The organism is Variovorax sp. TLI9-5A (assembly GCF_056867935.1).
In genome coordinates, this window is the sequence record NZ_CP200310.1 from 4,787,193 (window position 1) to 4,802,237 (window position 15,045).

A 15,045-nucleotide genomic window follows, 5' to 3' on the forward strand; every position below is an offset into this window, starting at 1 on the left:
ATGGCAACCGCGAAGAAGCACGCCGCCACGGCAACGCGCCATGTCGCGCTGCTTCGCGGCGTGAACGTCAACGGCATCACGATCAAGAGCGCCGAGCTCAAGGCGCTCTTCGTCGAACTGGGCTTCGGCGCGGTGCGCACCGTGCTCGCCAGCGGCAACGTGCTGTTCGATACCGCCGAGAGCGACGCCGCAGCACTGCGCACCCGCATCGAGCAGGCGCTGCGCAAGCGCTTCGGCTACGACGCGTGGATCGTGCTGCTCACGCAGAAGGCCGTCGCCGACATGGCCGCGGCCTACCCCTTCGAGCGCATCGACGAAGAGCGCCATCCGTACATCGTGTTCGGCTCCGACAAGGCAATGCTCGACGAGATCATGGAAAAGGCCGGCACGGTCGATGCCGATACAGAAAGGCTCGAACGCGGCAAGGGCGTGCTGTACTGGCAATGCCCGCGCGGCGAGAGCCTGGAGACGCCAGTGGCCAAGCTGCTCGGCAAGACGCGCTACAAATCGAGCACCACGACGCGCAACCTGCGCACGGTGGAGAAGCTGCTGGGCGACTGATCAGCAGCCCAGCAGGTCGGCCAGATGGTCGATGTCGCGCACGTGCAGGTTGTTGTCCGGCAGCGGCGACACGTCCTTCGGCCGGGCCTGGCCGAATTCGTGCGGACGCTCGATGTACGCCGTCTTCAATCCGCAGGTGCGCGCGGCCGCGAGGTCGTCGTGGTGCGCGGCGGCCAGCATCACCTGGCCGGGCGTCGCGTCGAACACGCCCGCCACGCCGAGGTAGGTGCGCGGATCGGGCTTGTAGGCCTTGAACACTTCGGCCGAGAGCACGCAGTCCCAGGGGAGGCCGGCGCGCTTGGCCATCTCGGTGAGCAGGCCGATGTTGCCGTTCGACAGCGTGCAGATGGTGAACTTCTTCTTGAGCCGCGAGAGCCCCGCCACCGAATCGGGCCAGGCCGGCAGGCGGTGCCAGGCGCGGCTCAGGTCGCGTTTGGCAGCGCTGTCGATGCGATCGGCCAGGCTGAAGTCGTGCAGCACCTGATCGAGCATGCTCAGGTGCAGCTCGTCGAGCAGCGTGAAGCCGCCCTCGCCCGCGGCGATGCGCTCCATCACCGCCTTCATGGCCGGCTGGTAGCCGGCGCGCCAAGCGAGCGCGAAGGCCGCGCCGTCCACGCCAGGGAACACGCGCTCGACCTCGGCGGCGATGCCGCTGTGCCAATCGACCACCGTGCCGAAGACGTCGAACGCGATGACCTTGAGATCGCTCGCGTCGAAATCAGCGCTGCTCATGGCAACAAAGCTCAGCGCGCCAGCTGGCTAGCGGCGCGTGCCAGTTGCTCGATGCGCGCCCAGTCGCCGTCGCGGATCGCGTCGGTCGGCACAATCCACGAACCGCCCACACAGGCCACGTTCGACAGCGCGAGGAACTCGGCTGCGTTGCCGGCATGGATGCCGCCGGTCGGGCAGAAGGTGACGTCGCCGAAAGGCCCCTGCCAGGCCTTGAGCATCGGCAGGCCGCCGGCCTGCAGCGCGGGGAAGAACTTAAGCTGCGTGTAGCCGTCTTCCTGCGCCGTCATGATCTCGCTGCCCGTGGCCACGCCGGGCAGGAGCGGCAGGCCGATGTCGTGGCAGGCCTTGCCGACCGAGCGCGTATAGCCCGGGCTCACGCCGAACTTCGCACCGGCCAGTGCCGCGGCCTGCGCGTCGGCGGCGCTGCGGATGGTGCCGGCGCCGGCCACGGCCTCGGGCACGTCCTTGGCGATGGCCTCGATGCACTGCAGCGCCTGCGGTGTGCGCAGCGTGACTTCGAGCATGCGGATGCCGCCGGCCACCAGGGCGCGCGCCAGAGGGATGGCGTCTTTCACATCGTTGAGCACGATGACCGGAATGACCGGGGCGTCGCGCATCACATCGAGGGGGGTGAGTTTTTCAGTCATTTCCTGGCTCCAATTGGTTACTTGCGCATCGCCTTCGGGGAAGAAGCCGCCCTGGTCACAGCCAGGAGCAGGCGCCCTCTTCGGCGGTCAGTGCATTACGGCGCATGCCTGCGAACAGCTCGCGGCCGAGGCCGTGTCCGTCGGCGATGCGCTGCGCCTCGGACATGGTGGCGACCTCGCGCGCGGCCCATTCGTCGTCGGGCAGCAACACGGCGAGCGTACCTGCGACGGAATCGAGGCGGATCAGGTCGCCGTCGCGCACCTTGGCCAGCGGCCCGCCGGCGGCGGCTTCGGGCGAAACGTGAATGGCGGCCGGGATCTTGCCCGACGCGCCGCTCATGCGACCGTCGGTGACCAGCGCCACGCGGAATCCCTTGCCCTGCAGCACCGACAGCGGCGGCGTGAGCTTGTGCAGCTCGGGCATGCCGTTGGCCTGCGGGCCCTGCCAGCGCACCACGCAGACCACGTCGCGCTCCAGTTCGCCGGCGGTGAATGCCTTCTGCAGCGCGGCCTGCGAATCGAAGACGCGCGCGGGCGCCTCGATGACATGGCGGTCATCGGGCACCGAGGACACCTTGATGACGCTGCGGCCCAGGTTGCCGCTCAGCAGCTTGAGGCCGCCGGTGGCGCTGAAGGGGCTGTCGACGGTGCGGGTGACGGCCTCGTTCTTCAGCGGCGCGGCGGGAGTCCATTGCAGGCGCTTCTCATCCGAACCGCTCGCCAGCGAGGGAATGTTCGCGAATTCGCGGATGCCGCCGGAGCGCACCGTCAGCACGTCGGCGTGCATGAGGCCGGCATCGACCAGTTCGCCGATCACGAAGCCGGGGCCGCCCGAGGCCTGGAATTCGTTCACGTCGGCGCTACCGTTGGGATACACGCGGCTCAGCAGCGGCACCACGTCGGAGAGCTTCGAGAAGTCGTCCCAGTCGATCACGATGCCCGCGGCGCGCGCCACGGCCACCCAGTGGATCAGGTGGTTGGTGGAGCCGCCCGTGGCGAGCAGCGCGACCATGGCGTTGACGATGCAGCGCTCGTCGACCATCACGCCGATCGGGGGGCAGTCGAATGTGGTTTCGCCCGCCTTGCCCAGCACCGTGCGCACGGCCTCGCGGGTGAGCGTCTCGCGCATCGCGTCGCCCGGCTGGATGAAGGCCGTGCCGGGCACGTGCAGGCCCATGGCCTCCAGCAGCATCTGGTTGCTGTTGGCGGTGCCGTAGAAAGTGCAGGTGCCGAGCGTGTGATAGGCGGCCATCTCGGCGTCGAGCAGGCCCTGGCGGCCCACGAGGCCCTGGGCTGCCTGCTCGCGCACCTTCGACTTGGCGCCGTTCGACAGGCCCGAGGGCATCGGCCCCGCCGGCACGAACACGGTGGGCAGGTGGCCGAAGTGCAGCGCTCCGATGAGCAGGCCGGGCACGATCTTGTCGCACACGCCGAGCATCAGCGCGGCGTCGAACATGTCGTGCGTGAGCGCGACGGCGGTGCTCATGGCGATGAGGTCGCGGCTGAAGAGGCTCAGCTCCATGCCGGGCGTGCCCTGCGTGACGCCGTCGCACATGGCGGGCACGCCGCCAGCCACCTGGGCGGTGGCGCCGAGGCCACGGGCCTCGTTCTTGATGATGTCGGGGTAGCCCTGGTACGGCGCGTGGGCCGAGAGCATGTCGTTGTAGGCGGTGACGATGCCGATGTTGGGCGCGCGCTCGGTCACCACGCGGAACTTGTCGTTGGCCGGAATGCCGGCCACGGCGTGCGCCACGTTGGCGCAGCCCATGCGGTCGGAGCCGCGGTCGCGGGCGCGGATCTCGGCAAGTCGGGTGAGGTATGCGCCGCGCAGCCCCTGGCTGCGCTCGCGGATGCGATCGGTGACGTCGCGTACGGTGGGGTTGGTGCTGCTGCTCATGGGGGATCGATGGCTCTTGCTGCTGTCGCCCGGGCGACTCTGGGCCTGGAGGCCCATGGTAACAAGTCAGGCGCGAATGCCCGATGAAATCCGAGCGCGGGGCAATACGAATTTACCCAGTTGCACGCTGAAAGACGCCGCACACAAAAAAGCCCGGCATGGCCGGGCTTCCTGTCCGGCAGCGAGGCTGCCGCTCAGTCGACCAGCTTGACCTCGACGCGGCGCGCCTCGGCGTTGTTGCCCGAGCCGGCCGTCACGGCGGGCTTCTGCAGGTCGACCTTGGCGGCTGGAACGCCCAGGCCCACGAGCACGTCACGCACCATTTCGGCACGTTTCTTCGCGAGCTGCTCGTTGATGGCGGCGTCGCCGGTGGTGTCGTGGAAGCCCGAGATCACCGCCTTGCGGCCGCTCTCCAAGCCCTTGATGACGGCGGCCAGGGCCTCGGCGGCGCCCGGTGCGAGGTCGGCGCTGCCGGTGGCGAAGTAGAAGTTCACCACGCCGTCGACCACGCGGATGCTCGCGCCGTCGGGGATGACCACGGTGACCGTCTCGGTGACTTCGGCCACCTTGGGCGCCGCCTGGGCTGGCGATGCCGGCGGCATGGTCGTCGTCATCGCGGCCACCGCCGGCGGCTTGGCGGCGACCGCGGTGCCGTGGCCCTTGTGCCAGATGGCGATGCCCACCACGAAGAAGATCACCAGGGCGATCAGCGCCATGACGAATCCGAGGATGAAGTTCTGCTGGCTGTCGTCGTCGCTCATCGGGGGTCTTGCTCCATAAGGAAGGGGCCGGTAAATAATGGTGCGGTGAACCATGATCAGGAAATTGTAGGTGGCGGTTCCGGCACTCCCGTGTCGGAGCCGGCGCCGAACCCCGGTCCGCCGGGACTCGACCCCATGCCCACTCCCCTGCGCGACCCGCAGCCGATGCTCGAGCGCGCCATCGCCGACTGGGGCGGGCACGAGGATCTCTGGCTCTTCGGCTACGGCTCGCTGATCTGGCGGCCGGAGTTCGATTTCGTCGAGCGGCGCCAGGCCTGGGTGCGCGGCTGGCACCGGGCGCTGAAGATGTGGAGCCGCGTGAACCGGGGCAGCGTACAGACGCCGGGCCTGGTGTTCGGGCTGCTCTCGGGCGGCAGCTGCCGCGGCATGGTGTTCCGCGTGCCGAAGGCCGAGGGACTCGAAACCCTGCGCCGGCTCTGGCTGCGCGAGATGCCGACCGGCGTGTACGACCCCAGGTGGCTGCGCTGCGGCACTTCCGAAGGCCATGTGCGCGCACTGGCTTTCACGCTCTCGCGGCGCAGCCCCAACTTCACCGGCGAGCTCAGCGACGAGCGCTACCGCCACATCTTCGCCAACGCGGTCGGCCGCTACGGCAGCTCGCTCGATTACGCCCAGCAGACGCTGCTGGAGCTGCAGCGCCATTCGATCCACGACGCGGCACTGGCGCGGCTGGTGGCGCTGGCCGAAGCGAAGGAGCAGCCCTCGTCCGATTGCGATGCACCGCAGCCTCCGGTATATGTTCCGGGGTCTTCAGACAACCCTTCCCAACCATCTTCCGGTCCATTCAAGGAAAACACATGAACCATCGTCGCCTCATCGCCACCGGCTCCGCCCTCCTCGCCTCGGCCATCCTGGCCGCCTGCGGCAGCATGGGCGGCAATCCCAGCTCCGCCGTCGAGCTGGAGCCAACCGGCGCGATCACGCCCAACCCGACGCGCGGCACGGTGACCTTCACCGCCCTCGACCATGGCGTGCGCGTGGCGGGCGAGGTGCGCGGCCTGGTGCCGGGCAGCGAGCACGGCTTCCACATCCACGAAAAGGGCGACTGCGGCGACAACGGCAACGCCTCGGGCGGCCACTTCAACCCGACCGGCGGCACGCACGGCAAGTTCGGCGCGCCCGGCAGCCATGCCGGCGAACTGCCAAGCCTGCGGGCAGACGCCAGCGGCGTAGCGCGTTTCAGCTTGGAAGACCACTCGATCTCCCTCATCCCAGGCGCGACCAACAGCGTGATCGGCCGTGCGCTGGTGGTGCACCGCGACCCCGACGACTTCACGACTCAGCCGGCGGGCAACTCCGGCCCGCGCATCGCCTGCGCGGTGATCGCGAAGCCCTGATCGCGCAAGAAGAAAAAGAAGGCTAGGCGCCCTCGCGCGCCAGCCATAGCGCCTCGGCCCTCGCCAGGGCTTCGGGCGTGTCGATGTCGGTGACGACGCCCACATCATCCACCGCGAGATCGATGACCGAATCGATGGCACGCATCGCCCGCAGGACGGACGCCGCGCCGGCAGCCCCCTCCAGCGCCGCAAGCCGAGCACCGCACGCTGCGGCGAAGCCTACCGGGTGGCCGCGCTCTCCCTGGTATTGCGGTTGAACGGCATTCGCCACACCGCCCAGAGCCGCCGCCACGGCCTGCAGCGTGCGCGGCTGCACGAGCGGCAGATCGCCCGGCAGGATCAGCCAGCCCGCCGCCCCGGAAGTGGCGCGCACGGCCGCCGCGATCGAATCGCCCATGCCGGGATGCCCCGCGTCTTCCACATGCCAGGGCAGCCCGCTGGCGCGTACCGCGTCCAGCGTGCGTTCCAGCACCGGCCTGCCCGCGAGCAGCGCCTTGAGCTTCGAGCCGGTGCCACCGGCCGCGATGAAGCGCTCGCCGCGGCCCGAGGCCAGCACGATCACCACTGGGGAATTCGCCTTCTGCGTCGTCATGGGCCGAGTATGTGCGCAACAATCCCGGCATGACTTCCCCTCTTTCCAAAGACGCGCTGGCCGCGCTGCGCAAGAGCTACGAACGTGCCGAGCTCGACGAGACCCGCAGCGCCGACGATCCGCTCAAGCAGTTCGAACGCTGGCTCACCGAAGCCGTCGAGGCCCAGGTGCCCGAGCCCAACGCGATGACGCTGTGCACCGTGGGCAGCGACCTGCGGCCGTCGAGCCGCATCGTGCTCATCAAGGGCTACGACGCGCGCGGCATCGTCTGGTACACCAACTACGAAAGCCGCAAGGGCCGCGAGCTCTCGGGCAATCCGTATGCGTCGCTGCAGTTCCATTGGGTCGAGCTGGAGCGCGTGGTGCGCATCGAGGGCCGCGTCGAGAAAACCGGCGCCGAGGAAAGCGACGCCTACTACGCGAGCCGCCCGCTCGATTCGCGCATCGGCGCCTGGGCCAGCCCGCAGAGCGAAGTGATCAGCGGCCGCGACGTGCTCGTGAAGAACGCAGCCCTCTACGCCGCCAAGCACCTGCTCTCGCCACCGCGACCGCCGCACTGGGGCGGCTACCGGCTGGTGCCCGACCGCTGGGAGTTCTGGCAGGGCCGCAAGAGCCGGCTGCACGACCGGCTGCGCTACCGGCTCGAGGGCGCGGACTGGGTGCGCGAACGTTTGGCTCCGTAAGACGGCTCGCGGTCAGGCCTCACAAGCGACCACCTTGAACTCGACGCGCCGGTCCAGCGCGTCGCTCGCATCGTCGGCGCCCGTGCCGACGATGTTCTCGCGGAATCCCATGCCCGATTCGCGCAGCTTCTTCGACAGCGGCGGCGCTTCGCCCACCAGCCTGGTCTTCACGCTCGCCGCACGCTGCAGCGACAGCCGCTCGTTCACCGCTTCCGAACCCGTGCGGCTGGTGTGGCCCGTGACCACCACGCACGAATCGATCTGCGCCGCCTGCCGCGCGATCTGGCGCAGCCACATCGGATAGGCGGCGCTGATCTTCGGGTCGGACAGAAAGTCGGTCGAACCCGGCTTGAACAGGAACTTCACGCTCAGGTTGTTGGTTTCGAGCCCCAGCCGCGCGATGGTGCCGAAGGTCTTCTCGGCATCGGCCGTGCGGCCCAGTTGCGACTGCGTGAGGTACAGCCCGCTGTAGATGCGCAGCTGCTGCCCGTCGGGCCGCTTCGACGCGGCCTCGTAACGGCTCAGCGCTTCGGTCATGCGGCCGGCCTCGTAGGCGGCCGTGGCCTCCTGCAACACGGTGGCGGTCGGCAGGCGCTCCAGGTAGAGCGCGTCGGCGGCCTGGCCGGGCTGGGTCTCTGCGGTGCGGATGTAGCCCTCGACGCCACGGTCCTTGCCGTTCACCGGGCTGTCGCGGAAGAAGGCGGTCGGGCGGGTGTCGAGCGAGGCGTCGCTGATGCGCGTCACCGACTGCGCGATCACCACGCCGCTCTTGATCTCGGTGAGCGCCAGGTTCAGCCGGTAAGGCGCACCCGAGGCGTCCTTGTCGCGCACCAGCGTGCCGTTGAGCACGTACTGCGCGTTGCCGATCTCGGTGGCGTTGAAGGGCGAGACGGTGAACTGCTTGAACTGCGCCTGCATGCGCTGCACGATGCGCTGCTCGGCCACTCGCGTCACCTCGGTCTGCTGGCCGCTCGCGCCTTCGAGCAGCGGGTCGATCACGATGCGGCGCTGCGTGAGCGTCGACTCGACCTTGGCAAGGAAGGCCGGCAGCTTCTGCGTCTGCACCATCAGGTCGTCCACCGCCTGGTTCACGGCCTGGTCGAAGGGCATGGCGTTGCCGGGCGCGGGGCGGTGGGCGCAGGCGGCGGCGAGCACGGCGCAGCACAGCAGCGCGAAGATGCGCAGCGCCAGGCGGGCGCGGTGGATGGTTGTCGTCATCAGCATTGGCTCCTCAATGTCTTCATGTCCTGGTCCGACAGCGGCTCGCCGACGGCGGCGCGCATGTTGATCTCGGTGCAGCGCTTCGACGGCGCGGGGCGCTGCGCTGCGGCCGCAGAGGCCTCGCGCTGCACCGGCGGCGGCGATGGCACCGGCGCGGCCGGCTGCGGGCGTGCCTTGGCCGCCGGCTTCGGTTTCGACGGTCCCTCCTCGGCCTTGGGCACCTTGTCGGCCTTCGCCGTGGCCGCAGGCTCCGTCGGCTCGCGCGGCGCGCTCGCCGAAAGGCAGGGCGTGCGGCACGGCTTGGGCGAGTCGGCGGCAGTCTCCGCTGCCTGCACGGGTCGGCCGTGCAGCGCGATCACCGTCGCGACCACCGCCATAGCAAGAAGGGGCGAAGAGCGCACCGGGTGAATCATCAGCCGGCAAATGTAGGGGCCGGAGGGCCGCACGGCATCTCGCCAAACGGCCACCCTGCCGAACGGCATAGGCGCGCCTTGCGGGAGCTAAGGCAAAAGTGCGCGGGAAATTACCGGAACGAGTCCGAAGGACTCAGGGCAACCACTGCACGCACATCATCACGAGCGTGAGCGTTGCCAGCGCCAGCACCGTCGAGACGGCGACGCTTGCCGTCACCAGGTCTTCGGCCGTGCGGTAGCGCTGGGAGAACAGGAACACGTTGGCGCCGATCGGCAGCGCCGCGGCCACCACCATCACCGTGAGCGGAATGCCGCGCACGCCCAGCAGCCAGCCGATGAGCGCCACCAGCAGCGGATGCAGCAGGTTCTTCACCAGCGCCTGCACCAGCGCGCCGCGCCAGTGCCGCCCGATGGGCGTGAGCGCGAGCGTGATGCCCACCATCACCAGCGCGATCGGGCCGAAGGCCTGGCCCAGAAGCTGGATCGGCTTGTCGAGCGCTTCGGGCATCACCAGCCCGGTCTGAGCGAACAACAGGCCCGCGATGATCGGCAGCGGCACCGGGTGGATGATGGCGTTGCGCAGCGCGCGCATCACGGTGCGGGCGATCGAGGGGCGCTTTTCCGCGCCGGCGGCGCCGGCCTGCTCGCGCGCCACGGCCAGTTCCAGCACCACCGTGGCGCTGGTCAGAAGCACCAGCGAATGCAGCGAGATCAGCGTGAGCAGCACCACCATGCCTTCCTCGCCGTAGGCCAGCCCGATCAGCGCGATGCCGATCATCACGGTGTTGCTGTAGGTGTTGGCCAACGCGATCACCGCCGCCGTGCGGTTGAAGCCGCGCAAGGCCAGCGTGCCCGCGAACAGCAGGCCCGAGGCGACGAAGTAGGCCGCCACCGGCTTCAGGCTGAGCTGCTCGACGTGCACCGTGCTCATCGCGCGGAACAGCAGCGCGGGCGCGAGCAGCAGGAAGATGAGGTGCGAAAGATCCTTCACCGCGCCACCGCCGATCCAGCGCCGCTTGCCGGCCAGGTAGCCCGCGGCGATGAGCACGACCACGGGCACGAGCGAGGAGATGACGAAGGAATTCACCCCGGCGAGGATAGCCGAGCGGCTTCCGACGCCCTCCCCCACGTTCAGGCCCGGACTCAGGCTCAGAACGTCACGCGCAGACCGACCTTCAGCGTGCGGCCCGGCAGCGGCGCGTTCGGATACACCGTGCTCGTCAGGATCGAGGTCGCGCTGTAAGCCAGCTTGTTCGTGATGTTGTCCATGCGCGCGTACCAGGTGAGGTTGGCGCGCTGCACCTTCATGCGGTAGGTGATGGCGGCGTTCCACAGCGTGTAGGCATCGGTCTCGCGCGCGCCCACCGTGGGCACGCGGCGCTGGGCGGCGTTGTAGTCGAAGCCGAAGCGCGCGCCCCACGGGCCGTTGTTGTAGGCCAGCGTGGCGCCCAGGCGCAGCGGCGCGATGCGCGGCAGCGGCTCGCCGGTGTCGAGGTTCTTCGCGCGCACGATGTCGCCGCGCCACTCGAGGTCGAGCGTGCCCGCGTCGTCCATGCGCGCGAAGCCGTCGGAGCCCAGCAGTCGCAGGTTGCCGTTGGCCTCGATGCCGGTGAAGCGCGCGCGCACGCCGCCGTAGACGTACTCGGCCAGCGTGTCGGTGGCGCCGGGCTCGGCCACGTTGCCTTCCTCGTCGAGGTTGCGCCCCGTCGCGGTCAGGCCGATGTAGTTGCTGAATCGCGTGACGTAGGCGTTCACGCGGGCCGTGTTGGGGCCCGACTTCCACTGCGCGCCCAGGTCGAGACCGGTCGACTTTTCCTTCTTCAGGTTCGGGTCGCCCACCTCCCAGGCGCCGGTCGCCACGTGCGGGCCGTTGGCCAGCAACTCGTAGTCCTTGGGCGCGCGCTCGGTGTAGGCGAGGTTCGAGGTCAGCTGCCACTGCGGCGCGAGGTTGACCAACGCACCGAAAGCCGCGCTGTGCGGATTGAAGGTGCGCTCGCCGATGGCGAAGCGCGTGACCGTCGGATCGTCCGGATAGCCCAGCGAGCGGATGCGGACCTGCTCGGTGCGCGCGCCGAAGCTCAGGCGGCCCCACGAGGTGCCGTATTCCTCGAACAGGAACAGCGCGTTGGAACGCGTGCGACTGTGCGGCGCGAAGGCTTCCTCGCCGTCGGCGGCGAAGCGGTTGGTCTCGCTGCTGAAGCCGACCAGGCCCTCGAAGTTGCCGATCTTCTGGTGGCGCGCCTCGATGCGCAGATCGTTGCTCATGTTCGAGAAGGTGGTGCCGGGCGTGCCGCCCTCGAACTCGGTGTGGCGGTAGTCGGTGTGGCTGAGCTTGGCGTGGATGCTGCTGATGAAGCCGCCCGGACGCCATTCGCCTTCCAGCGCGTAGCGGTCGGACTTCATGTTGATGGTGACGTCGTCCTCGGCCACGGTGCCGTACTTGCTGCGGTAGCTGCTGACGGAGGCGCCGATGTAGCCCTGGTCGAAGAACAGCGTGCCGCCGAGTGCGCCGCCGTTGGCCTCGTTGGCGGAGTTGCAGATCTTGCGCGCCGTCCAGGGCGAGCCGGGCTTGCTGCATTCGAGCGTGATCGGCACCGAGACGTCCTTGGAGTCGCGGTTGAAGGCATCGACGTGCAGGGCGAAGCGGTCGTTGCCGCCCTCGACCACCACGCCGCCGTTCTTCTCCTTGTTGCCGGTGGAATAGCCCAGGTCGGCGCGGCCGCCGAAGCCGTTGATGGGCTCCGAAGGAATGCGGTTGTCGATCACGTTGACCACTCCGCCGACGGCGCTGCCGCCGTACTGCAGCGCCGAGGGGCCGCGCAGCACCTCGATGCGCTCGGTGACCAGCGCATCGACGGGCACGGCATGGTCGTAGCTCAGCGAGGAGGCGTCAGGCGCGGCGCCGCCGTTCTGCAGGATGCGGATGCGGTCGCCGTCCTGGCCGCGGATGATCGGCCGGCTGGCGTTGGGGCCGAAGTAGCTGCTGCTCACGCCCGGCACGTTGTCCAGCGTTTCGCCGAGCGTCGACTGGGAGCGCAGCAGCAGCTTGTCGCCCGACAGCGTGGAGGTGGGCGCGATCAGGTCGGAGGCGCCGAGCGGATTGCCGGTGACGGTGATCTCGCGCAGGCTCGCGGCGTCGGCGGGTTGGGCCTGCTGGACCTGCGCCGGGTCTTGTGCCTGGGCCAGGCTAGCGAAGGAGGCAAGCGAAAGAACGGCAACGCCGATGGCGTTGCGACGGAAATTGGGGATCATGAAATGGACACTCGGTGAATCAAGGGACGACCAGCCGCCACCGCGCGCAAGGCGGGTGCAGCAGCAGCCGGCACACAGGGGGATTCAGCGAGTGGGAGGCGGGCCGCGCGCGTCGAAGAGCGCGACCCAGCGGGCGAGAGCCTCGCCCTGCAGGAAAGCGAAGGTGGCCGACGGCAGCAGCATCGGCAGCACCACCAGCGGCACGCCGGGCATGGCCGAGCCGTGGGAGAGCTGGTCGTACAGCCGGCACTCGGCATCGGTGTGATCGCCGAACAGGCTGGCCAGGTGATGAGCCGTGTGCTTGTGGACGATCTGCGCGGCCTGCGCCGCGGCGGCCGGCAGGCCCGGCACGTGCAGAGATCGGTGCATCAGCCCCAGCGTGCCCGCGAACCACAGCGCGACCGCGAGCACGACCGCGAGCGCGCGGGTCGAGCGGGGGCGGGACTGTCGGATGGCGAGGTGCACGGGGAAACTGATTCCGGGCCGCTCAGGCCTTGAGGCGGGACGCGAAGGTCTTCTGGAACTTCTCGACCTTCGGGCCCACGACGAACGCGCAGTAGCCCTGGTTCGGGTTGTTCAGGAAGTAGTCCTGGTGATAGGCCTCGGCCGTCGAATAGTTGGCCAGCGGCGCCACCTCGGTCACGACGGGCGAGTGGTAGGTCTTGCTCGCCTCGATCTCGCGGATGACGTCCTGCGCCACCTGCTTCTGGGCGTCGTCGGTGTAGTAGATGCCGCTGCGGTACTGGGTGCCGACGTCGTTGCCCTGGCGGTTGAGCGTGGTCGGGTCGTGCACGACGAAGAAGATCTCGAGGATTTCGCGCAGGCTGATCTGGGCCGGGTCGAATTCGAGCTTCACCACCTCGGCGTGGCCGGTGCGGCCGGTGCAGACCTGCTCGTAGGTCGGGTTGACAACCTGGCCGTTGCAATAGCCCGATTCCACGTCGAGCACGCCCTGGACGCGGTCGAAGACCGCCTCGGTGCACCAGAAGCAGCCTCCGCCCAGCACGATGGTTTCGGTGGGCGGCGATGAGGTGGACATGGTGCGGCTCCGGCAGGGGTTGAAAAGACGAGCCCGGTATTGTGGCGGCTTGACGTGACGTATGTCGGTCACTACATTACTAACCCGCGAGTCATTAACCCCATGTCCACGCCCCGTTCCTTCGTCGACAAGATCTGCCCGGTACGCGCCAAGCGCGAGCGCCGGAAGGAGGCGCGCCCCGGCGAACTGCTGGCCGCCGCGCTCGATCTGTTCGTCGAAAAGGGCTTCGCCGCCACCCGCTCGGAAGAAGTTGCGGCGCGCGCCGGAGTCTCCAAGGGCACCCTCTTTCTCTACTTTCCGAGCAAGGAAGAGCTCTTCAAGGCCGTGGTCATGGAAAACCTCGGCGGCCGTTTCACTGAGTGGAATGCCGAATTCGAGGCCTTCGAGGGCACCACCGCCGACATGCTGCGCTACTGCATGAACGTGTGGTGGGAACGCGTCGGCAAGACCCAGGCCTCGGGCCTGACCAAGCTCATGATGAGCGAGGGCTCCAATTTTCCGGGGCTTGCTGAGTTCTATCGCGAGCAGGTGGTCCGGCCCGGCCATGTGTTGCTGCGGCGCATTTTCCAGCGCGGCATCGACAGCGGCGAGTTCGCGCCGATGGACATCGACCACGCGATCTACTCGGTGGTCGCTCCCATGGTCTTTCTCATGCTCTGGAAGCATTCGGCCATGGTCTGCGTCGACGGAACCGCGGCGCTCGACCCCGAAAAGTACCTGGCCACACAGGCCGAAGTGGTGATCAACGGGCTCAGCGTGCGCTCCGGAAGGCCGAGCGAACCGGAGGTGTCATCGGCGGCACCTAAAATTGAAGGTTTGTCCTGAGCCAACAAGGAAAGCCACGCCATGAACCCCACCCCCACCCTCGAGCGCTTGCGCTTCAACATGATCGAGCAGCAGATCCGCCCCTGGGACGTGCTCGACAACGACATCCTCGAGCTGCTGGCCCAGATCCACCGCGAGGACTACGTGCCCGACGCGCACCGCACGCTGTCGTTCTTCGACATGGAACTGCCGCTGCTCGACGGCTCCGTGCCCGGCGAGATCATGCTGTCGCCCAAGGTCGAAGCCCGCACGCTGCAAGACCTGCACATCCAGAAGCACGAGACCGTGCTCGAGATCGGCACCGGCTCCGGCTTCATGGCCGCCCTGCTGGGCGCCCGCGCCGCGCAGGTGCTCTCGCTCGAAATCAACCCCGTGCTGGCCGCCCGCGCCGCCGAGACGCTGCGCCGCAACGGCGTGACCAACGTCGAGGTGCGCAATGCCGACGGCTCCGTGCCCCTGCCCAGCGGCCCCAGCTTCGACGTGATCGTGCTCAGCGGCTCCGTCGCGCGCATTCCGCAGAACCTGCTGGGATCGCTCAAGGTCGGCGGCCGCCTCTCGGCCATCGTGGGCGACGAGCCGATGATGCGCGCCCACTTCGTCACCCGCACCAGCGAAAGCAAGTGGGACACCATCCAGCCCTGGGACACGATGGCGCCGCGCCTGCTGAACTTCCCCGAGCCCTCGCGCTTCGCGTTCTGAGCAGACGGTTGACCGAAGCATGATCGATCAAGTCCGCCCCGCCGACCTCGCCGCCTGGTTCGCGCAGAACGCCGACGCCGCCCCCGTGCTGCTCGACGTGCGCGAGCCCTGGGAGCTGCAGACGGCGAGCGTCGCGCCCCAGGGCTTCACCCTGGTGGCGATTCCGATGAACGAGATTCCCGGGCGGCTGGCCGAGCTGAGTGACGGCCAGCCCGAGCTCCGGATTGCTTGCCTGTGCCACCACGGCGCGCGCAGCCAGCGCGTGGCCGCATTCCTGAACCAGAACGGCTTTGACCAGCTCGCCAACGTGGCGGGCGGCATCGACGCCTGGTCCTCGCACGACCCTACGGTCCCGCGCTACTAGA

18 protein-coding genes are annotated in these 15,045 nt (G+C 68.7%); 7 read left to right on the forward strand and 11 right to left on the reverse strand.

Features of this window, described 5'->3' with window-relative positions:
• Entirely contained in the window at positions 1-561 is a 561-nt protein-coding gene (locus AC1VNX_RS22770; protein WP_483159696.1) for a DUF1697 domain-containing protein, read from the forward strand.
• Here AC1VNX_RS22770 and AC1VNX_RS22775 read toward each other — a convergent pair whose 3' ends face one another.
• From AC1VNX_RS22775 to AC1VNX_RS22790, 4 genes are all read right to left on the reverse strand, one after another.
• Complete coding sequence (locus AC1VNX_RS22775; protein ID WP_483159698.1) at positions 562-1,293, reverse strand: haloacid dehalogenase type II; 732 nt, start codon at positions 1,291-1,293, stop codon at positions 562-564.
• Between the two features lie 11 nt (positions 1,294-1,304).
• Positions 1,305-1,940, reverse strand: a complete 636-nt coding sequence (gene eda, locus AC1VNX_RS22780; protein WP_483159700.1) for a bifunctional 4-hydroxy-2-oxoglutarate aldolase/2-dehydro-3-deoxy-phosphogluconate aldolase — start codon at positions 1,938-1,940, stop codon at positions 1,305-1,307.
• A 55-nt stretch (positions 1,941-1,995) separates the two neighbouring features.
• Positions 1,996-3,837 (reverse strand): phosphogluconate dehydratase, encoded by a 1,842-nt coding sequence (gene edd, locus AC1VNX_RS22785; protein WP_483159702.1) that lies wholly within the window; start codon positions 3,835-3,837, stop codon positions 1,996-1,998.
• A gap of 194 nt (positions 3,838-4,031) precedes the next feature.
• A complete protein-coding gene (locus AC1VNX_RS22790; RefSeq protein ID WP_483159704.1) occupies positions 4,032-4,598 on the reverse strand; it encodes an OmpA family protein in 567 nt (188 codons plus the stop codon).
• Positions 4,599-4,733: 135 nt separating this feature from the next.
• Between AC1VNX_RS22790 and AC1VNX_RS22795 the strand changes: the two genes are divergently transcribed.
• Together AC1VNX_RS22795 and AC1VNX_RS22800 are read left to right on the forward strand one after the other, a co-directional pair.
• Complete coding sequence (locus tag AC1VNX_RS22795) at positions 4,734-5,420, forward strand: gamma-glutamylcyclotransferase (protein ID WP_483159706.1); 687 nt, start codon at positions 4,734-4,736, stop codon at positions 5,418-5,420.
• Entirely contained in the window at positions 5,417-5,956 is a 540-nt protein-coding gene (locus tag AC1VNX_RS22800) for a superoxide dismutase family protein (protein ID WP_483159708.1), read from the forward strand. Before AC1VNX_RS22795 ends, AC1VNX_RS22800 begins: the two co-directional genes overlap by 4 nt.
• A 22-nt stretch (positions 5,957-5,978) precedes the next feature.
• On the opposite strand, the gene AC1VNX_RS22805 is transcribed toward AC1VNX_RS22800, so the two are convergent.
• Complete coding sequence (locus AC1VNX_RS22805; protein WP_483159710.1) at positions 5,979-6,548, reverse strand: nucleotidyltransferase family protein; 570 nt, start codon at positions 6,546-6,548, stop codon at positions 5,979-5,981.
• Between the two features lie 29 nt (positions 6,549-6,577).
• Between AC1VNX_RS22805 and pdxH the strand changes: the two genes are divergently transcribed.
• Positions 6,578-7,231 (forward strand): pyridoxamine 5'-phosphate oxidase, encoded by a 654-nt coding sequence (gene pdxH, locus AC1VNX_RS22810; protein WP_483159712.1) that lies wholly within the window; start codon positions 6,578-6,580, stop codon positions 7,229-7,231.
• 12 nt (positions 7,232-7,243) lie between these two features.
• Here the strand turns inward: pdxH and AC1VNX_RS22815 are convergent, their stop codons facing one another.
• The 6 genes from AC1VNX_RS22815 to msrA all read right to left on the reverse strand — a co-directional run bounded on the left by AC1VNX_RS22815 (position 7,244) and on the right by msrA (position 13,156).
• Positions 7,244-8,455: an OmpA family protein gene (locus AC1VNX_RS22815; protein ID WP_483159714.1), complete on the reverse strand. Its 1,212-nt coding sequence runs from the start codon at positions 8,453-8,455 to the stop codon at positions 7,244-7,246.
• Complete coding sequence (locus AC1VNX_RS22820; RefSeq protein WP_483159716.1) at positions 8,449-8,853, reverse strand: hypothetical protein; 405 nt, start codon at positions 8,851-8,853, stop codon at positions 8,449-8,451. Before AC1VNX_RS22820 ends, AC1VNX_RS22815 begins: the two co-directional genes overlap by 7 nt.
• A gap of 145 nt (positions 8,854-8,998) precedes the next feature.
• Entirely contained in the window at positions 8,999-9,952 is a 954-nt protein-coding gene (locus AC1VNX_RS22825; protein ID WP_483159718.1) for an AEC family transporter, read from the reverse strand.
• 62 nt (positions 9,953-10,014) lie between these two features.
• A complete protein-coding gene (locus tag AC1VNX_RS22830; protein ID WP_483159720.1) occupies positions 10,015-12,117 on the reverse strand; it encodes a TonB-dependent receptor in 2,103 nt (700 codons plus the stop codon).
• An 84-nt stretch (positions 12,118-12,201) separates the two neighbouring features.
• A complete protein-coding gene (locus tag AC1VNX_RS22835) occupies positions 12,202-12,582 on the reverse strand; it encodes a hypothetical protein (protein WP_483159722.1) in 381 nt (126 codons plus the stop codon).
• A gap of 22 nt (positions 12,583-12,604) precedes the next feature.
• Positions 12,605-13,156: a peptide-methionine (S)-S-oxide reductase MsrA gene (gene msrA, locus AC1VNX_RS22840; RefSeq protein WP_483159724.1), complete on the reverse strand. Its 552-nt coding sequence runs from the start codon at positions 13,154-13,156 to the stop codon at positions 12,605-12,607.
• Between the two features lie 102 nt (positions 13,157-13,258).
• Here msrA and AC1VNX_RS22845 point away from each other — a divergent pair, with 102 nt between their 5' ends.
• Genes AC1VNX_RS22845 through AC1VNX_RS22855 form a run of 3 tightly spaced genes read left to right on the forward strand, consistent with a single transcriptional unit; the run spans position 13,259 to position 15,044 of the window.
• Entirely contained in the window at positions 13,259-13,981 is a 723-nt protein-coding gene (locus tag AC1VNX_RS22845; RefSeq protein ID WP_483162004.1) for a TetR/AcrR family transcriptional regulator, read from the forward strand.
• A 21-nt stretch (positions 13,982-14,002) separates the two neighbouring features.
• Positions 14,003-14,680, forward strand: coding sequence for a protein-L-isoaspartate O-methyltransferase family protein (locus AC1VNX_RS22850; RefSeq protein ID WP_483159726.1), 678 nt, complete (start codon positions 14,003-14,005; stop codon positions 14,678-14,680).
• Between the two features lie 19 nt (positions 14,681-14,699).
• A complete protein-coding gene (locus AC1VNX_RS22855) occupies positions 14,700-15,044 on the forward strand; it encodes a rhodanese-like domain-containing protein (RefSeq protein ID WP_483159728.1) in 345 nt (114 codons plus the stop codon).
• Position 15,045: the final 1 nt, after the last annotated feature.